Genomic DNA, 17,875 nt, shown 5'->3' on the forward strand with positions numbered 1-17,875 from the left:
AGGACTTTCGTGCGGACGGTGACCAGCCGGTCAAAGAACTTCGTGGAAATCTCAGGACTCCTTCAGCGCGGGAGCCGCTGCGGGCGTCTTTTTGCCCAGCAGGTAGAGGCGGCGGACGCTCCACAGGAACAGGACCACCAGGAGGACGTTGCGGATGGTCAGCACCAGCGCCATCCAGGGGTTGTTGTGGCTCAGGGCGTCGTAGAAGAGCGGGTAGATGAAGTACGTGGCCACGGCGATGACGATCAGCATGGTGGCCGGGACGCGCCATTCCCGCCAACTGTGGGCCAGCCCGACGGCGACAGCCGGGGCGAGCCACACCATGAACTGCGGGGAACCCACCTTGTTGAAGACCACGAACGCGGTGGCCAGGGTGAGGGCGCCGGCCAGGAGAAGCTCCGTGCGGTCCACGCCGCCGCTGATTTTGCCGTTATGCAGCGCCCAGAACGTCATGCCGGCAACCAGCAGCGCGGCCAGGATCAGCAGGGGCTGCATCAGCACCGACATCAAGGCCGTACCGGGGCCGTCCACCTGCATGGAGTTGATGTCCGTGTTCATGTACATCCGGGAACCGCCCACGTCCAGGACAGACAGCCAGAGCCAGGGCGTAGTGAACGTGGCTTCGAGCTGCATGCCGCGGTCACCCTGCTGGGTGAGGAAGTTCAACAGCTTGGGGACGCTGCCCAGCGCAGCGGCAAGCGCAACGACGCCCGCCGTCGTCGCAATTCCCGCCAGTACCACCAGGATCCGGTTCCGGACGACGGCGAACAGTGCCAGCATGACCGCTGCCGGCCAGACCTTAACCCACGTGCCGATGGCCAGCAGGACGGAGGCGATGAACGGCCGGCCCACGCCGTATGCCAGGGCAACCAGCACCAGGGGGGCGGTGAGCCCGTCCACGCGGGCGAAGCCGAGCCAGCCCATCATGAAGGTGAAGGCGAGCCACCACCACGCGGCGGGGATGGCGCTCCGGTCGCGGCCGCGGCTGGTCAGTTTGAGGAGGGCCCAGCCGTTGAGCAGCGTGGTCATCAGGACCCAGAGGAAAAAGAACGGTCCGGGCCCGGCGACGCCTGCGATGGCCATGGGGATCAGCGCCAGGATGGGGTAGACCCACGGGCTGGGCCCGCCGCGGAGGTTGGCCTCGTTGAACCCTGCCATGGCCCAGTCGCGGTAAATGAAGGTGTCGCTGAAGGCCTCGCCGCGCAGGGACAGTGAGGCGGCGAAGACCAGGAAGACCAGGTGCACCACGATGAACCCGCCCAGCAGTCCGCGCCCGGTGTTCAGCCGCGTCCGGGCGGGTGCGGGAAGGATGACGTTGCGGATCCGGGTAAGTCTGCCGAAGAAAGCGTCCGTGGAAATGGCGGGATCCTTGTCAGGTTGTGGCACAGGTGTGGTGCTGCGCTGGTTGCTTGGTTCTGCCGCCTGGCGTTGTTCAGGGGCATGGGAGAGCCGTCAGAAACAGCGCCCACTCCTGTCCAACTCTAATTCACGGCCTTTGCGGCCCCGTAATTGCCTCCGCACCCGGCAGCGTCAGTGCTCCTGACCTGCGGCAACTTCTTTGGTTGATTTTTCAAGTTGCTGGCGGTGGGCTGCTGGGGGACCATGGTCCGAGGCGCACCAACTGCGCCGCTTCGTCTGCAGCCTTGGGGAGCGCAGGTGACTGCCCCTGACCCCCCTATCCACGAGGCTCGACCATGAACTTTCCCCTGACCCTGACCGTTGCCGACCGCCACAGCATGGACGCTGAACTCGACGCCGCCGTTACGGCCGCCAAGGCCCATGCCCTCGCCGGGAAGCGCCACGGCATCCTGGTCACCCGCCTCGGGGTCGATAGGTTCACTGTGGACCTCAGTGAGGCCGTCCCCTTCGGCCTCACCCGCGAACACCAGGCCTGGTAACCCCCTCTTTAACCATCGATTGCTCCGTACTTGTCGTTTTCAGCCTCGAAAACGACAAGTACGGAGCAATCGATGCTTAATTCCTGGACTCCTTCCATTTCCAATGTACCGCTGGGGGCGGGGCTTGCGGCAAGGCCGGTACCCGGCCGGATAATCGCAGGGCCGGACACCGGGAGAACGGGAGCAAGCGATGACTGGGCATGCGGTAGTGATTGTGGGCGGCGGCCCCACCGGGTTGATGCTGGCCGGGGAGCTGGCGCTGGCAGGAGTTGACGCAGCCATTGTGGAACGGCGCCACAGCCAGGAGCTCGCCGGTGCGCGGGCGGGCGGCCTGCACGCCCGGACCATTGAAGTGCTGGACCAGCGCGGCATCGCCGGGCGGTTCATCGCGGAGGGGCAGGTGGCCCAAGTGGCCGGATTCGCGCAGACCCGCCTCGATATCAGCGACTTTCCCACCCGCCATCCGTACGGGCTGGGGCTGTGGCAGAACCACATCGAACGCATCCTGGCGGGCTGGGTGGCGGAGCTGCCCGTGACGTTCCATCGCGGGACTGAGGTGATGGGCCTCGCCCAGGACAGTGCCGGCGTCGACCTCCACCTCCAGGACGGCAGGATGCTGCGCGGCAGCTACGTGGTGGGGTGCGACGGCGGCAGGAGCCTCGTGCGCAAAGCTTCCGGGATCGATTTCCCCGGCTGGGATCCCACCACCAGCGCACTGATTGCCGAGGTGGAGATGACCGGACAGCCGGAGTTTGGTGTGCACCAAAATGCTTTTGGCATCCATTCCTTTGGGCGGCGGGAGTACAAGATCGTGGATGGCAATGTTGTCTACGCGGACAGCGGGCCGGTGGGGGTCATGGTGACCGAGGAGCACGTGGGGCCAGCGACGGAACCCACACTGGCCGATCTCCGGGCGGCCCTGATTGCCGCCTGCGGGACTGATTATGGCGCCCACAGCCCCACCTGGATTTCCCGGTTCACGGACATGAGCCGGCAGGCGGCCGTATACCGTGACCGGCGGGTCCTGCTCGCGGGCGACGCCGCGCACGTGCATGCACCGGACGGCGGCCAGGGCCTGAACATCGGGGTGCAGGACGCGGTGAACCTGGGCTGGAAGCTGGGGCAGGTGGTCAACGGCGTGGCTCCCGACTCCCTTCTGGATACCTACCATTCGGAGCGCCACCCCGTGGCCGCCCGGGTGCTGCGCAACACCATGGCGCAGAGCGTGCTGCGCCGTCCGGACCCGCGGATCAAGGCGGCAGGGGAAGTTGTTGCCGAGCTCCTCGGCATGGAGGAGCCCCGGAAGCGGTTCGCCGGGATGCAGTCCGGCCTGGATGTCCGGTACGACCTCGGCGAGGGCCACCCGCTGCTGGGGCGCCGGATGCCCGACGCCGACCTTGTCACCCGGGAAGGACCCCGCACGGTGTATTCGCTGCTGCATGACGCCCGGCCGCTGCTGCTGAATCTGGGGGTGCCGGGTGCCTTCGACGGGTTGCAGCGGCCGGAGCGGATGAAGCTGGTGGACGCCCGCTGCGATGGTCCGTGGGAGCTTCCGGTGCTCGGTGACGTCATTGCCCCCGGCGCCGTCCTGGTCCGGCCCGACGGGTATGTTGCCTGGGTCGGGGAGGGAAAGGACGCGGACCTCAGCGAGGCGCTGGCCAGGTGGTTCGGACCCGCCCTAGGTTAGGAGCATGACCACCAAAACGGCCCTTGTTACAGGAGCATCCTCAGGCATCGGGGAGGCCGCCGCCCTCAAGCTGCAGGCGCTCGGCTTTACCGTGTACGGCGCGGCCAGGCGTGCGGACAGGCTGCAGGAACTGGCGGCGGAGGGCATCCGGCCGCTCGCCATGGACGTGACGGACGAAGCGTCCATGAGTGCTGGTGTCGAGGAGATCGTCGCCGGGACCGGCCGCATCGACGTCCTGGTGAACAACGCAGGCTACGGCTCTTACGGTGCGCTCGAGGATGTCCCCATCGATGAAGGCCGCCGCCAGTTCGAGGTGAACGTCTTCGGCGCCATCCGCCTGGCGCAGCTGGTGCTGCCGCACATGCGTGCGCAGCGTTCGGGCATCGTCGTGAACATCACCTCGATGGGCGGGAAGATCTACACTCCACTGGGCGGCTGGTACCACGGGACGAAGTTCGCCCTCGAGGCACTCAGCGACTGCCTCCGCCTGGAGGTTAAGCCTTTCGGCATCGACGTTGTGGTCATCGAGCCAGGCAGCATCGCCACGGAGTGGGGCTGCATCGCCGCCGACAACCTGGAGGAGACCTCAGGACACGGACCCTATGCAGCCCAGGCGAAAGCCGTGGCCAAGACGCTGAGGGCGGAGGCGTCCGGAAACCGGAACTCGCCGCCGTCGGTCGTGGCTGATGCAATCGGGAAGGCGGTGACCGCCTCAACCCCCAAGACCCGCTACGCCATGGGCTTCGGAGCCAAGCCGTTGATCACCGCACGCCACCTGCTCGGCGACCGCCAGTTTGACGCACTGATCAGCCGCGCCATCGGACTGCCGCGCAACTGACGGGGAAGCGGGACACCGGTCAGGAGCCGCCCGGGTGCGCCTCCCTGACAGCGGGCGGCGTGGCGCCCTGGAGGACCCAGCGGTTGCCGTCCGGATCGACGAAATGGGCGAACAAGACGCCGCCCATGTCCTGGACCTCGCTGATATCCGCGCCCCGGCTCACGAGTTCCCCGCGCGTTGCAACCAGGTCCGGCACCACCAGCTGCAGCCCCTCGAGGCTGCCGGGCGCCATGGCTGTCATTCCCGTGCCAATGACGATCGAAGCGGCGGAACCTGGCGGCGTCAGCTGCACTACCCTCATCCCGGGAATGTGCTCCACATCGTGGTCAAGTACGAAGCCCAGCTTCTCCGTGTAAAAGGACTTCGCCCTGTCCACATCGGACACGGGTACCTGCACAACCTCAAGGCGCATCTCCATCCGCCCACACTATCCCGTCAAAGCCGCTGGTCAGGAGGCTGCTTCGTTACGCCATGCTTCGGGGCATGAACGCGTAACTCTGCGTCGCCCCTGGGCAACCCCGTACTGGGCCAGGCGCTCGCCTGGGTGGACTGCGAACTGCATACCGAGTACGACGGCGACCACACCATCGTGGTGGGCGCCGTCCGTGCCCTGGGGGCGCGGGATGACGCCGAGCCCCTCCTCTTCTTCAAGGGCACCCATTTTGAAGGAGTGGAAACCCGCGCCAGCCGGCTGGAGAAGGTCGCGTAACGGGCGAAGAATGTTCATGGGCCGGACGCCAGATGTGCTCGCCAATACCGGATCTTCACGCAACGTAGATCATGACCCGGCCGAGACGCTCGCAGTGCGGAGCCATTTCAGGGCCTCCTGCTCGTCTGTGAAAAACCTGCTCGGGCACTGTGGCAAGGGCAGTCCGCGCCGTCCGTGGGCGATGACCCGGTCCACTGACGTGCTGCCGAGGATTGCAAAGGCTGTGACGGTAATGGCTTCGCTGAAGACACGGACGGCATCTCGGCTGACATGCTTAACGCCCGTTATCTGCAGTAAGACCGCACAGCCCGCGCCTCCGGTCAGGGTCAGGAAGCGCTCCCGCACGGAGGTTCCGTCCGCGGCAGTAATCTGGCTTCCGGGACGCAACGTAATCCGGAGAATACGTTCGCTTTCAACGGTGAGGGTGAAGTTCGTTTGGCCGGGGTCTGAGGCTGCGGGTCCGTCGCCTGAGCTCTCGCCAGCCAGGGAACGTTGTTCGACTTCGGCATGGACCTGTGTGGTCATCAAATCCCCCGGATGCGGTTCAACGGCGCCTCCGCCGGCGCAGTGAGCCCCGTTTACCCCAGGGCTTTGCAGGTCAGAGTACCTCGGGGTTGACCTGGGGTCCATGAAAGATCGGATACTGGTCCGAAGCCACGGTCTGGGCACCTGCCCACGGCGGCACCGTGCTGCTCATCGGCTCGCTCCTACAGCTACGGGACGATGTTCTCCACGCCCTTAAGCCGAGCAATCCTGCGGCAGCCTGGCCGCCTCAGGCAGGCTCCCGGGATGTACGCCGCCTCCTCAGCCGCTGAACGCCGTCGTCCTGGCAACGCCGTCGTAGCCACCGGCTGGTGCCTTGAGCCCGTACAGGGCGCCGACCGTCGGAGCCACGTCCACCGTCCGCGCCGGGTCAGACGACGTGCGGCCGCGGACCACGCGGGGGCTGCCGCCGGAGATGAAGAACGGGATGGGCTCGGTGGCTGGGTGGCCGTGGTTGCCGGGAATGGGGTTCGAGGCGATGTAGGGGTCCGAGAACCGCCAGCCGGCGCGGCAGAAGGCCACCAGGTCCCCGGCCTCCGCCCCCAGCCGAAGCTCGGCAGGAGCGTACACCGACAGCACGCCGGGGTGGGACTGGACCAGGGAGCGCACTGCCTGGAGGCCTGCCGCCTTCTCCTCCGCGGGGCCGGTCCAGTACAGCAGGTCCGCGCCGCCGTTTTGGGCCACCGTGATGGAGGACCGGAGGTCCGGCCGGGCCTGGAGGATGAGGTCCACCGAGACCACATTGGTGGGCAGGGACCAGTCCATGGAGTGGTCCGCAAGCACCACCAGGACGCTCGACTCCCATTTGCCGGCCTCAACCAGGTGGTCCACCAGCCGGCCCACCTGCAGGTCGGTGTCCGCGAGGGCGGCGCTGCGTGCTGCCTGGAGGGTGGTCCCTGTCAGGTCCGAGTGCCCCATGCGGTCAACATCGCCGAGGTTGGTGAACGTGAAGTCCGGATCGGGGCCGCTGACGATGGCCAGCAGCGCGTCCATGGTGGCGGCGTCCGGCGCGTGCCCTGTTACCGGCAGCAGCGGCGAAGGCTCCCAGCGGTAGCTCGCCCGCGTGCCGAAGATCCCGTAGAGGTACTTTTTGCTCAGGACGGAGGCGGTGGTGAGGCCGGATGCGCCCAGGCGTTCAAGGAGCGTGGGAAAGCGGAGGTCGGTTTCGCGGTCCATGTCCCGCACTGCCCCTTCGGCAGCATCGAAGACCGAGTTGGCGGGCACTCCGGACCTGTCCGGCCGGACGCCGGTCATCATCATGACGTGGTTGGGGATCGTCTCCATCACCGGCAGGGACCTTGCGGCCGGGAAGTTGGTGCCCTCCGCCCGCAGCGCGGCGAGCCGCGGGGTCAGCCCAGGCGTGATCTCGTCCGGCCGGCAGCCGTCCACCACAAGGACGTAGGTGCGGGTCCGCGCGGCGCCGGGATTCGCCGTCGGGCCGGCCCACGAGGTTCCGGGCGCGGCAGAAAGGACGACGGCGGCACTTCCGGCGCCGGCGAGACGCAGGAACTGGCGGCGGTCCGGGTTCACAGCGCGCCGCCGGTTGCCGGGACGGCTTTGCCGGTGCCGGCACCCACCCTGAACGAGGTGGACAGCGTGGCCGCCGAGGCCTGCGCAGTCCGGTCGGCAAGGACGTACCAGTCCATGCGGACGCCCGCAGGCGTGACGTCCAGGACGGAGTAGCCGTGCGAGTCGAAGTCGAGGTACTTCACGTGGGGGTTGGCCGCCCTGATGGCTGACTCCACCGCCAGGGAGGAGGTCCGCGGCGGCGCATTCAGGATGTCGTCAAGGTTGTCGCTGGTCACCGACGTGCAGACGAGTTCCGCCGCCACCGAATCGCCCGTGGTGGGATAGGTCAGGGGGTCGGCGGGGAGGTCGCAGGCCCACCCGGAGTGGATGTCGCCGGTGAGGAAGACGGTGTCCTTGATCGCCTGGTCCCGCAGGTGCCGGACCACCCGGCTCCGGTCCGCCTCGTAGCCGTCCCACTGGTCCACGTTGTAGGGGACGCCGTCGATGGTGGTGCCGCCCATGAGCTTCTGGACTCCCGCCACTTCCGCCAGGCTGAGCGTGGACGGAACCCGGACGGGTGCAATCATCACAGGATTGCCCACCAGCTTCCACTGCGGGCCGCCGGACGTGAGGTTGCCCAGCAGCCAGTCCATCTGCGCAGCTCCCGTGATGGTCCGGTCCGGGCTGTCCACCGCAGGGTCCAGCCCGTTGGCGGCCTGCTGGCTCCGGTAGGAGCGGAGGTCCAGCATGGACAGGCTGGCCAGCGAACCGAAGTCCAGGCGGCGGTACAGCGGACTGCCTGGCTGGTAGCGCACGGGCATCCACTCCGCATAGGCCTGGTTGGCCGCCGCGCGCCGTTCGGCCCACAGGCCTTCCGCGCCCTCGGTGTGGTTCTCCGCCCCTCCGCCCCAGGCATCGTTGGCCGCCTCATGGTCGTCCCAGGTGACGATGAAGGGTGCAGCCAGGTGCAGGGCCTGCAGGTCGGCGTCCGTCTTGTACTGGGCGTGCCGGCGCCGGTAGTGGGAGAGGGTGGTCATTTCGACGGCGGGATGGTGCGGGCGTACGACGACGTTCCTCGCCTGGTACTCCCCGGGTGCGTACTCGTAGAGGTAATCGCCGAGGTGCAGCACGGCGTCGAGGTCCCCGCGCTGGGCGAGGTGGCGGTAGGAGCTGAAGTAGCCTGCCTGGTAGTTGGCGCAGGAGACCACGCCGAAGCGCAGCTGCTCCACCTGGGCTCCGGCCGCCGGTGCGGTCTTGGTCCGGCCGGCGGCGGAAACCGCCCGGCCCACCGAGAAGCGGTACCAGTAAGCCGTTCCCGGCTGCAGGCGTCCGGCCACCACCTTCACGGTGTGGTCACGCTCCGGCCCGGTCTTTGCTGATCCCTTGGCAACAATCCTGCCGAAGGCGGGATCCGCTGCCACCTCCCAGTTCACTGTTGCAGCCGGGCCGAGTCCCGAGCCGGGCGTGGCTTCCGGGCTGGGGGTTACCCGGGTCCAGAGCACCACGCTGTCCGGGTGCGGGTCACCGGAGGCAACTCCATGCGCGAACAGCGGGTCAGCCGCCTGGGCAGGGCTTGAGACGAGGGGCGCTACCCCGGCGACGGCCGCGGCAAGGCCGCCTGCGCGGAGGACCTGGCGGCGGGTGGGCGATTGTCCGTACTGGCGGGTAACAAAAGGCATGTACTCCAGTATCAACGCCCCCTGCGGCGCAATCGGCGGATTTTGCCGGATGTTCACCGAACGTCCCACCGCGGTTCTCCTGCGGTTCCGCCGCCCCCGGCGCGGGGCTGCGTGCAAGCCTCCTAATAGACGGAGCCCTCGAGCAGTTCGGACAACCTGCGGGCGGCGCGCCGCAGCTCCGGCACATTGGCCTTGATTTTCTCTTCGGTCGTCGCCTCTGCCGGGCAGTTCAGTGCCATGGCCTCGTTGGCGCGGCCTGCCCTGTTGGTTAAGGCAACTCCGACGGAGAGCACGCCCACAACGCGCTCGTTCGCGGAGTACGCGTAGTCCACGCCTGGCCCGGGCAGCCGCGACCGCAGCTCCTCAACCGTGAATCCCGGCTCCTCATGCCCGGCGGCGATAGCGCCCGCCACGACCTGTTCGAGCTCTGCGTCAGAGGCGTCCGCAATCAGGATTTTCCCTGCCGCGCCGCGGGTGAGCGGCAGGCGCTTACCCAGGGGAAGGTCGTACTGCATGGGCGCCTCTCCTTGAACCCGCGCCACCAGGATCCGCTCGTTCCCGAGCCGGGTATGGAGAGACACGGACATGCCGGTCTGCGCTGCCAGCTGTTGCAGGACCGGACGTCCCGCAACCGCCAAGGGATCGTTCTCAAGGAAGCTCTTTGCCGCCGGAAGCACGGCCGGCCCGATCCGGTAGGACTTGTCTGTCTGGCTCACCATGCCGAAATCCTGCAGCACCCGCAGGATCCTCAGGGTTGTGGGCAGGCTCATGCCGCACGTCCTGGCGAGGTCGCTGAGCCGCTGCGGCCGTTCAGCCCGCTGCAGTTCCGCGAAGACCTCCATGGCCCGCGAGAGGGAGCGCATATTCGAGGCCTTGGGGCCCTCGTCTGCCGCGCTGTCCGCGGACGGGGGTGTCATCGTCGCCATCCTTTCATTGTATGTAAGTTCCTTGCGCTTGACAGCAGGTGTGTCTGCTGTCACTATTTCTCTGTACGCAATATAGTTTCATTGTATGAAATGCAACGACACAGCGTGAAAAGCACGCACAGTAAGAAGGAACCAATGACAACGGAGTCAGTGATGACCAAACCAGCGAGCACCGGCCGAGTGGCTCCCTCCGTGCTGGTGGGGATCGGCGCTTTCGCAGCCGTCGGCGCCTACGTCCTGGTCACCTCGATCGATCTCGGACTCTGGACGTCCCTGGGCCCCGGCCCCGGACTCTTCCCGTTTGCCATGGGGGCTGTCCTGGCAGCCATGGCGGTGGTGTGGCTGCTCCAGGAGCTCCGCCGGCCCAGCGAAGCCACTGAAGGCGTTGACCGCGGACTGGTGATCGCCGTGGTTCTCAGCCTGGTAATCCTCGCGGCCGTGATGGACCTGCTCGGCTTCCAGCTGAGCATGTTCCTCTTCCTCCTGTACCACCTGAAACTTCGCGGGCGCAGGACCTGGGTGTCCTCGCTGATCATCGCGGTGGCCGGAAGCTTCGGAGCGTTTTACGCCTTCAACTACGGCCTGAACGTCGCGCTGCCGGTGTCCGCCCTTCCCTTCCTTAACGCGATCGGACTCTAGACGTGGATGTCTTCAACGAACTGATGGGCGGCTTCGCGGCCGCCATGACCTGGCAGAACCTGCTGTTTGCCTTCCTGGGCTGCCTGCTGGGCACTATCATCGGTGTCCTGCCCGGCATCGGCCCCGTCGCCGGCGTCGCCCTGCTGATCCCCCTGACGCTGAACATGGATGCGACCGGGGCGATCATCATGCTGTGTGCCATCTTCTATGGCACCGCCTACGGGGGAACCATCACCAGCGTCCTGCTCAACACCCCCGGTGAAGCAGCTTCGGCCATCACCACCATCGACGGCTACGCCATGACAAAGATGGGCAAAGCAGGCGCCGCCCTGACCATCGCCGCCGTCGGATCCTTTGTGGGCGGCACCATAGCCACCCTGGGCCTGGTGGCTGCCGCCAAACCGCTGGGAGAACTCGGCCTGCTGGTAGGTCCGCCGGAATTCTTCGCCCTGATGGTGGTGGGCATCTCCCTGCTTGTCGCGCTCGCAGGCAAATCCATGGTCAAGGCGGTCATCTCCGGCGCCCTGGGCCTGCTGATCGCCATGGTCGGCATCGACCCGGTGGCCGGCGCGCCGCGCTTTACCTTCGGCGTGGACCGGCTCCTGGACGGGGTCAGTTTCGTGGCGGTGATCGTGGGCGTCTTTGGACTCTCCGAACTGCTCTCCTACCGCAAGGGCGACCAGCCGGCCGCGGTCCACGCACCCAACCTGCGCTCGCTGCTTCCCACCGGCAAGGAATGGCTCCGCAGCGCCCCGGCCATGGCCCGCGGCACCGGCATCGGCTTCGGCCTGGGCCTCATCCCGGGCATGACCGGCTCCGTGTCCTCGCTGCTCTCCTACGGTGCGGAAAAGAAGTTCTCGCGCAACCGCCACGAACTGGGGAAGGGCGCCATCGAGGGCGTCGCCGGTCCCGAAACGGCCAACAACGCCCACGCGAACGCGGCCCTGATCCCGCTGTTCACCCTCGGCATCCCGGCCTCACCCACCATCGCCGTGCTGATGGGCGCATTCCTGCAGCAGGGCCTCACCCCGGGGCCCACCCTTTTCACCGAGAACTCCGAGATCGCCTGGGCCATCATCGCCAGCCTCTTCATCGGCAACCTGATCCTGCTCCTGCTCAACGTCCCGCTGGTGGGCCTCTGGACCTCCATCCTCCGCGTCCCGTCCTCGATCCTCACCGCCCTGATCCTGCTGTTCATGGTCATCGGCGCCTACACCATCAACTTCAGCGTCTTCGACGTCTTCGTGATGATCGGCTTCGGCCTCCTGGGCCTGGCACTGCGCCACCTGGACATCCCGCTGGCACCCATGGTGCTGACCCTGGTGCTCGGGCCGCTGATGGAACGCTCCCTGCGCGAATCCCTCGAGATTTCCCAGGGTGACTTCAGCATCTTCACCAGCCGTCCCATTTCCGCCGTCCTGATCGGCCTTGGACTGCTGATCATCTTCAGCCCGCTCCTCAAGCTCCGCAAGCCGAAGGCGCTCAACGAAGACCCCGAAACCTAAACCCCAACCAACTCCACTTTCACCCATCCCCACCTTCAAAGGAGAAGACCCATGAAAACCCGTATGCGCCTCGCCGCCGCCCTTGCCGCGGCATCCCTGATCGGACTGACCGGCTGCGGTGCCAACGCCGGTGCTACCGGTGCTACCGGCGCCGCCAGCGACTTCCCGAAAAAGGGCAAGTCCATCGACCTCATCGTCGCCTTCGGTTCAGGCGGCGCGGTGGACACCGCCGCCCGGCTCATCCAGCCGGTCCTCGAAAAGGAACTCGGAACCAACGTCGAGGTCATCAACAAGCCTGGCGCCGGTGGCCAGATCGGCTACACCCAGCTCACCAGCGCCAAGCCGGACGGCTACACGATCGGTGCCACCGGTTCGCCGTCGGTAGTCGTTTCACCGCTGGACCCGTCCCGCGGTGCCAAGTACACCCGCGAAAGCTTCCAGCCCCTGGGCCGGCATGTCATCGACCCCGCGGTGATCGCCGTCCAGCCGGACAGCCCGTACCAGACGCTCAAGGACCTCCTCGACGCTGCCAAGGCCAACCCTAAGTCCATGACCGCAAGCACCACGGGACTCCAGACGGGCGAACACTTCGCCCTGGCCCAGATCCAGGAAAACACCGGCTCGGAGTTCGCCCCGGTCCACTTCTCGGAGGGCGCATCACAGGCAACCACGGCATTCCTTGGCAAGCATGTTGACATCCTGGTGGCCAACGTCAGTGACGTGAACGATCTCAGCAAGCAGGGCAAGGCGCGGGTGCTGGGAGTCATGTCCGAGGAGCGTGCACCTTCCCTGCCGGACGTCCCCACGTTCAAGGAATCCGGCTACGACCTGATCGCAGGCACCGCCCGCGGCTACTCCGCCCCGGCCGGCCTGCCCGCCGACGTGGCCAAGAAGCTTGAGGCAGCCATCCAGAAGGCCATCGAGGACCCCGCCGTGGTGCAGAAAATGAAGGACCTTGGCCTGCAGACCAGCTACCTCAACGGCGCCGACTACCAGACGTTCTGGGCAAGCCAGGAAGGGGACTTCAAGAAGGTCCTTCCGCTGGTCCAGAAAAAAGACTGACTCCCGCAACGTAAGGAAAGACCCGCCATGACAACCCCCGCCATCGACGCAATCGATTTCCCCCGTCCCGACACGGACGTGGTCGAGCGCCTTGCCAAACTGCCCGCCGCCAACATCGGCGACGCAGTAGACCGCCTCGGCGTCGCGGACTCCGCGATCCAGGCCGTCTGGCCAGGGGCCCGGCTTGCCGGGCCGGCCTTCACCGTGTGGACGCGCCCCGGCGACAACCAGGGCATCCACAAGGCCCTCGAACTCGCCCGGCCGGGAGACGTCATTGTGGTTGCCGGCGGCGGGGATGAGTCCCGCGCGCTGCTTGGGGAGCTCATCGGTGAACGTGCCATCAACCTCGGCATCGCCGGCTTCGCGCTGGACGGAGCAGCGCGCGACGCCGAAGCGCTGGGTGAGATTGGCATGCCCGTCTTCGCCCGGGCTACTTCCCCCGCAGGCCCCTACAAGAACGGCCCGTACCGCCTGGGGACGCCGCTCGCCTTCGGCGGCGTCCCCGTCCTCCCGGGCGACGTGATCATCGGCGACTCCGACGGCGTGGTGGTCATCCCCCGAGCGCAGGCGGCCGCCGTCGCCGAGGCTGCGGAAGCAGTGTTCGCCGATGAAACCAACCGCCGGCAAGCCATCGTCGCAGCCCGCGGCTAACGCAAGAAAGACAGAGAAAACCATGACAGCGGTAACCGTCATTGGCCTCGGCGAAGCCGGAGCCACCTACGCCGCGGCACTCCACGCCGCAGGCCACCGGGTCACCGGGTTTGATCCCGTTGCCCCCACTACCCCAGCCGGCGTTACCCGCGCCGCATCCGCAGCCGAAGCCAGCGCAGGAGCGGACATTGTCCTGGTGATGACGGGCGCCGCCGCCGCGCGCAGCGTCGCCCAGGAGTGCCTCCCGGTCCTCGAAGAAGGCAGCTGCTACGCGGACTTCACCTCCTCCTCGCCCCAGGTGATGCAGGAACTTGGACAGTTCGCCAGCAAAGCCGATTTCGCCGACGTCGCCATCCTCGGGCCGGTCTCCGCGCTGGGAGAGAAGACCCCGCTGATGGTGAGCGGACCGGGTGCGCAGGCTGTGGCTGACCTCCTCGGCCCGCTTGGCGTCGACGTCGAAATTGCTGAAGGGGAACCCGGGGCGGCCATGGCCCACAAGCTCCTCCGCAGCGTCCTGATGAAGGGCATGGCCTCCGTGGTGGTCGAGGCCGTCACTGCCGGCCGGGCGGCCGGGCTTGAGGAATGGATCCGGGCCCAGATCGCGAGCCAGCTGGCCGGTGACGGGCAGGCAGTCATTGACCGCTTCCTGACCGGCACGGCCAAGCATGCCGTCCGGCGCTCGAAGGAAATGCAGGACACCGCCAGCTACCTGGGCGATCTTGGAGTGCCTGCCGAGATGACCACCGCTTCCGCGGCTGCGCTGTCCCGGATCGCCCTGGAAACCGCACCGGCCTTGCGCTGACCCCAGAGTCCGGCAGAATCAGGAACAGGTATTACATGACCCACCACATCACCGGCGTCCCGCCGTCAGGAGCAGCAGCATGATCGGCATCTGGGCACTCGGCGCCTACCTTGCCGTCATCCTGCTGTGGACCACCGTGCTCAAGCGCAGCGTGGGGGAAGCCATGATCCTCGGATTCCTGGCCGTACTTCCGTTCACCGGGGCGGCAGCGGCCCAGATCGGCTGGGATGCGCTGTACTCGGCCATCACGGACGAGATCGTCTACGCCACCATGGCGTTTGTGTTCATGGGCTACCTGCTGGACAAAACCGGCGTCCTGGACCGGCTGATCGACCTGCTCAACTCCCTGATCGGCGGGGTCAAGGGCGGGCCGGCGTGGGTGTCCACCGTGGCGTCCGCGGGACTGGGCAGCGTGGTCCACAACCAGGCGGCCATCGCCGCCACGGTGGGATCCGTGACCATCCCCTGGATGGAGAAGTCCAAGCTGGACAAGCCCTCGGCGGCCACGCTGGTAGCGGGCAACGCGGGAATGGGCATCACGTTCCCGTTCAGCGCCTCGATGTTCGTCCTGGTCGGCTCAGCAACCGTGGGGCCCCTGCTGGACATCAACGCGCTGGTCCTCCCGCTGCTGTTCGGCGGACTGTGGTGCTTCCTGCACCGGCTGATCGTCACCTGGCTGCTGGTCCGCAAGAGCGGCATGGCCCCGCTTGACGCTGCCCACCGGCTGCCGGTTCGGGCTGCGTTCGGCCGGGGCTGGGCCACCCTGCTGCTGTTCATTGTGGTGGCCATCCCGCTGGTCATCACCTCGGGTGCCATCGCCAAGGCGCTTTCGGACTGGACCGGGGGAGATGTCTCCAAGTCCGTCAGCGTGATCGTCTGGATTCCCGTCGTCCTCATCATCACGGGCCTCCTGCTGGGCCGGAAAAAGCTGCCCAGCGACGGCCGGGCGTGGTGGACGCTGCTGCAGGACTCCGCGCCGCGCTTCGGCATTGTGGGCGTCACCGTGGTATTCGCCTTCGCCGGCGCCAACGCCCTGGCCGCCACCGGCCTGCCCAAGCAGATGACCCAACTGCTCAACGGGATGAACCTGCCGCTGTGGATCCTGGCCATCCTGATCGGCCTGATCGTCATCGCGGTGGCAGCGCCCCTTTCCGCCACAGCGACCATGGCCGCCGTCGGAACCGTGGGCGTCGCAGCCCTGGTGGCGGCCGGCGTCCCGGCCACCACTGCGGCCGTGGCAGTCCTGGTCTTCTCCTCCTGCGAGGCGGCGGTCCCGCCGGGAGGTGCACCGCTGTATGTGGCGTGCGGCATCGCGGACGTGGACCCGATCAAGACGTTCCTCCGGCTGCTGACCCACTACGCCCTGCCGCTGCTCGGCATCGGCGTGCTGATCATCCTCGGCGTCCTGCCCATCTAAAGGAAGTCCCCATGCACTCCATCCGAAGGGCCGTTGAAGTCCTCTTCGTCCTCACCCTCGCAGCGCTCCTGGTTGGCGGCGTGGTGTTTGTGGCCGGGCAGGCCATAGCCCTCGTTGCAGGCCAGGGTGAGTGGCTCGCCCTGCTCAACAGCACCATCAAGGCGCCCATCTGCATCGCGGCCTCCATCTGTGCCATTGCAGGGTTCCTGCTCAGCTACAAGCGCCGCCAGAACCAGGAACAGCCGCAGAAAGCAGGGGCGCGGTGACGCCTGCCGCCGGCGACGGAAGGTACCCGACGTTCGCCGAACTCCTCCGCCGGGAGGGCGCATTGGCGGGCACCTCCTGGGGCCTGTTTCCGGACCCAACCCGCGGGACGCCGTCGTTCATTACTCCCCAAACGGTGCTGGACGCGCGGGACTCCATCCGGACCGGCACTGCCTTTGGCCTGGACTATCCGGCGGACGCCTTCGACCCCGGCATGTCGCTCAAGCGTGGCGCGCCCCGGCACACCATCTACTCCTCGCACCCGGCCCACCGCGACGACTTCCTGGACGGCTACTACCTCCAGGGGTCCTCTCAGATTGACGGTCTGCGGCATCGCCGGGCGGACGATGCAGGTTTCTACAACGGCACGCCGGATGACCTCGTCAGGGAAGGCAGGCCGGAGCTGGGCATCCAGGAATGGGCGGACCAGCCGATTGCCGGCAGGGGAGTGCTGCTGGACCTGGCCGGATACCGGGCCGCCCAGGCCGCTCCGATTGACCATGCCGCCGGCGAGCCGTTGGGCCTGGACCTGATCGAAGCGGTGCTGGACGCGCAGTCCGTGAGCCTCCGCCAGGGCGACATCCTGATGCTGCACACCGGCTGGTGCGAGTGGTTCCTTGGCCTGCCTCCGGACGGGAAGCAGCGGATGCGGGAGAGCCGCCGCGCCACCGGTGTTGCCCAGTCGGAGGAGTTCGTCGCCTGGGCGTGGAACCACCGGCTGGCGCTCCTCGCCGCAGACAACTTCGCCTTCGAATGCCTGCCCGCCCTGCCCTCCAGCCCCTACCGGAACTCCGCCCCGAACGACCACGGCATGATGCACCAGCAGCTGCTCGCCAAGCTGGGCATGCCGCTGGGGGAGCTGTGGCGCCTGGGCCCGCTCGCCCGCCACATGCGGACTGCGGGCCAGTGGGACGCCTTCATCACCATCAAGCCGCTGAACATCACCGGCGGCACCGGATCACCCGCGAACGCCACCGCGCTGATGTGATGCCGGGCGGGCTTGGTTAGGCCATGCGTTCTCCGGTGACGCTTGCCAAGTGGTCCAGGAGTCCGTTCTGGAACCGTTCGTCGCGGACGGCGTGATGCGGATTCTCCCGTTTCTGGTGGTACCAGTAGCCGCCGCTGGTGAGCGCCGCCGGGTCATCGCTGGTGGCCAGCCACTCCTGCGTCAGGTGACCCAGCCGGAGATCGTCCGGGGCGCCGGTGCCGCCCATCCTGGTGGGCACCCAGCCGGGATCCACGGCGTTGCTGAGGACGTCCGGCCATAAGCGGGCGACGGCGGCCGCGAGGGCTGTGAGGTAGAGCTTGCTGTCCGAGTAGGTCACCTTGGCATCGCGGCCGAGCCGTGCCGGATCGGGGCGGCCCCCGCGGTGCATGCCGCTGCTCAGGTAGACCAGCCGCCGCGGGCGGTGGACGAGTGCGGTGAGGAGGTAGGGGGCCACAACGTTGACTGTGAAGATGTCCGGGCCGTGCAGCACGCCCGCGTTGTGGATGACGGCGTCCACCGGGCCCATCCGGTTGACCTGTACGGCGACGTCCCGTGTTTGCTCCGGGTCAGCGAGGTCGCCGGTCACCACAGCGGCGCCGCGGTCCACGAGGTCCTGGACCGCGCCAAGGCGGGCAGCGCTGCGTACGTGCACGACGACGCCGTGCCCGTTCTCCAGCAGCGTTCCGGCCGTGTGGCGTCCCAGCCCGTCAGCGGAACCGGTGATGAATATGCGCGGCACTGCCCCTCCAGAGCTGTTG

General features: G+C 67.3%; 19 protein-coding genes. 12 read left to right on the forward strand and 7 right to left on the reverse strand.

Annotated elements, in window-relative coordinates; translation table 11 throughout:
* Positions 1-51: 51 nt before the first annotated feature.
* Positions 52-1,386, reverse strand: coding sequence for a glycosyltransferase family 87 protein (locus FHJ30_RS00495; protein ID WP_240793534.1), 1,335 nt, complete (start codon positions 1,384-1,386; stop codon positions 52-54).
* 308 nt (positions 1,387-1,694) lie between these two features.
* Between FHJ30_RS00495 and FHJ30_RS00500 the strand changes: the two genes are divergently transcribed.
* The 3 genes from FHJ30_RS00500 to FHJ30_RS00510 all read left to right on the forward strand — a co-directional run bounded on the left by FHJ30_RS00500 (position 1,695) and on the right by FHJ30_RS00510 (position 4,423).
* Positions 1,695-1,898, forward strand: a complete 204-nt coding sequence (locus tag FHJ30_RS00500) for a hypothetical protein (RefSeq protein ID WP_139027315.1) — start codon at positions 1,695-1,697, stop codon at positions 1,896-1,898.
* A gap of 190 nt (positions 1,899-2,088) precedes the next feature.
* A complete protein-coding gene (locus tag FHJ30_RS00505; protein ID WP_139027316.1) occupies positions 2,089-3,585 on the forward strand; it encodes an FAD-dependent monooxygenase in 1,497 nt (498 codons plus the stop codon).
* Between the two features lie 4 nt (positions 3,586-3,589).
* Positions 3,590-4,423, forward strand: a complete 834-nt coding sequence (locus FHJ30_RS00510; RefSeq protein ID WP_139027317.1) for an oxidoreductase — start codon at positions 3,590-3,592, stop codon at positions 4,421-4,423.
* Positions 4,424-4,442: 19 nt separating this feature from the next.
* On the opposite strand, the gene FHJ30_RS00515 is transcribed toward FHJ30_RS00510, so the two are convergent.
* The gene (locus tag FHJ30_RS00515; protein ID WP_139027318.1) at positions 4,443-4,841 is read right to left on the reverse strand and encodes a VOC family protein; all 399 of its coding nucleotides are present in this window, start codon (positions 4,839-4,841) and stop codon (positions 4,443-4,445) included.
* Positions 4,842-4,931: 90 nt separating this feature from the next.
* Here FHJ30_RS00515 and FHJ30_RS00520 point away from each other — a divergent pair, with 90 nt between their 5' ends.
* Positions 4,932-5,132, forward strand: coding sequence for a flavin reductase family protein (locus tag FHJ30_RS00520; protein WP_139027319.1), 201 nt, complete (start codon positions 4,932-4,934; stop codon positions 5,130-5,132).
* A gap of 69 nt (positions 5,133-5,201) precedes the next feature.
* Here FHJ30_RS00520 and FHJ30_RS00525 read toward each other — a convergent pair whose 3' ends face one another.
* The 4 genes from FHJ30_RS00525 to FHJ30_RS00540 form a co-directional block, all read right to left on the reverse strand.
* Complete coding sequence (locus FHJ30_RS00525) at positions 5,202-5,657, reverse strand: hypothetical protein (protein ID WP_139027320.1); 456 nt, start codon at positions 5,655-5,657, stop codon at positions 5,202-5,204.
* 279 nt (positions 5,658-5,936) lie between these two features.
* Complete coding sequence (locus tag FHJ30_RS00530) at positions 5,937-7,205, reverse strand: alkaline phosphatase family protein (protein ID WP_139027321.1); 1,269 nt, start codon at positions 7,203-7,205, stop codon at positions 5,937-5,939.
* Positions 7,202-8,863: an alkaline phosphatase gene (locus tag FHJ30_RS00535; RefSeq protein ID WP_139027322.1), complete on the reverse strand. Its 1,662-nt coding sequence runs from the start codon at positions 8,861-8,863 to the stop codon at positions 7,202-7,204. The genes FHJ30_RS00530 and FHJ30_RS00535 overlap by 4 nt, the downstream gene beginning before the upstream one ends.
* Before the next feature lie 122 nt (positions 8,864-8,985).
* Positions 8,986-9,789: an IclR family transcriptional regulator gene (locus FHJ30_RS00540; protein WP_139027323.1), complete on the reverse strand. Its 804-nt coding sequence runs from the start codon at positions 9,787-9,789 to the stop codon at positions 8,986-8,988.
* A 135-nt stretch (positions 9,790-9,924) separates the two neighbouring features.
* On the opposite strand from FHJ30_RS00540, the gene FHJ30_RS00545 reads away from it, so the two are divergent.
* The 8 genes from FHJ30_RS00545 (at position 9,925) to FHJ30_RS00580 (ending at position 17,117) form a co-directional block, all read left to right on the forward strand.
* Positions 9,925-10,428, forward strand: coding sequence for a tripartite tricarboxylate transporter TctB family protein (locus tag FHJ30_RS00545; RefSeq protein ID WP_139027324.1), 504 nt, complete (start codon positions 9,925-9,927; stop codon positions 10,426-10,428).
* A 2-nt stretch (positions 10,429-10,430) separates the two neighbouring features.
* Positions 10,431-11,933: a tripartite tricarboxylate transporter permease gene (locus FHJ30_RS00550; protein ID WP_139027325.1), complete on the forward strand. Its 1,503-nt coding sequence runs from the start codon at positions 10,431-10,433 to the stop codon at positions 11,931-11,933.
* 51 nt (positions 11,934-11,984) lie between these two features.
* Entirely contained in the window at positions 11,985-12,995 is a 1,011-nt protein-coding gene (locus FHJ30_RS00555; RefSeq protein WP_139027326.1) for a tripartite tricarboxylate transporter substrate binding protein, read from the forward strand.
* A 27-nt stretch (positions 12,996-13,022) separates the two neighbouring features.
* Entirely contained in the window at positions 13,023-13,646 is a 624-nt protein-coding gene (locus tag FHJ30_RS00560; protein ID WP_139027327.1) for a methyltransferase, read from the forward strand.
* Between the two features lie 22 nt (positions 13,647-13,668).
* Positions 13,669-14,448 carry an NAD(P)-dependent oxidoreductase gene (locus tag FHJ30_RS00565; protein ID WP_139027328.1) on the forward strand — a complete coding sequence of 260 codons (780 nt, stop codon included), beginning with the start codon at positions 13,669-13,671 and terminating at the stop codon, positions 14,446-14,448.
* 79 nt (positions 14,449-14,527) lie between these two features.
* Entirely contained in the window at positions 14,528-15,865 is a 1,338-nt protein-coding gene (locus tag FHJ30_RS00570; protein ID WP_139027329.1) for a TRAP transporter large permease subunit, read from the forward strand.
* Between the two features lie 11 nt (positions 15,866-15,876).
* Positions 15,877-16,131, forward strand: a complete 255-nt coding sequence (locus FHJ30_RS00575) for a hypothetical protein (RefSeq protein WP_139027330.1) — start codon at positions 15,877-15,879, stop codon at positions 16,129-16,131.
* Positions 16,128-17,117 (forward strand): cyclase family protein, encoded by a 990-nt coding sequence (locus FHJ30_RS00580; protein ID WP_139027331.1) that lies wholly within the window; start codon positions 16,128-16,130, stop codon positions 17,115-17,117. Before FHJ30_RS00575 ends, FHJ30_RS00580 begins: the two co-directional genes overlap by 4 nt.
* A gap of 16 nt (positions 17,118-17,133) precedes the next feature.
* Here the strand turns inward: FHJ30_RS00580 and FHJ30_RS00585 are convergent, their stop codons facing one another.
* Entirely contained in the window at positions 17,134-17,856 is a 723-nt protein-coding gene (locus FHJ30_RS00585) for an SDR family NAD(P)-dependent oxidoreductase (protein ID WP_139027332.1), read from the reverse strand.
* Positions 17,857-17,875 lie beyond the last annotated feature (19 nt).

Origin of the sequence: Arthrobacter sp. BB-1, assembly GCF_006151685.1 — a bacterium.
GTDB lineage: Bacteria > Actinomycetota > Actinomycetes > Actinomycetales > Micrococcaceae > Arthrobacter.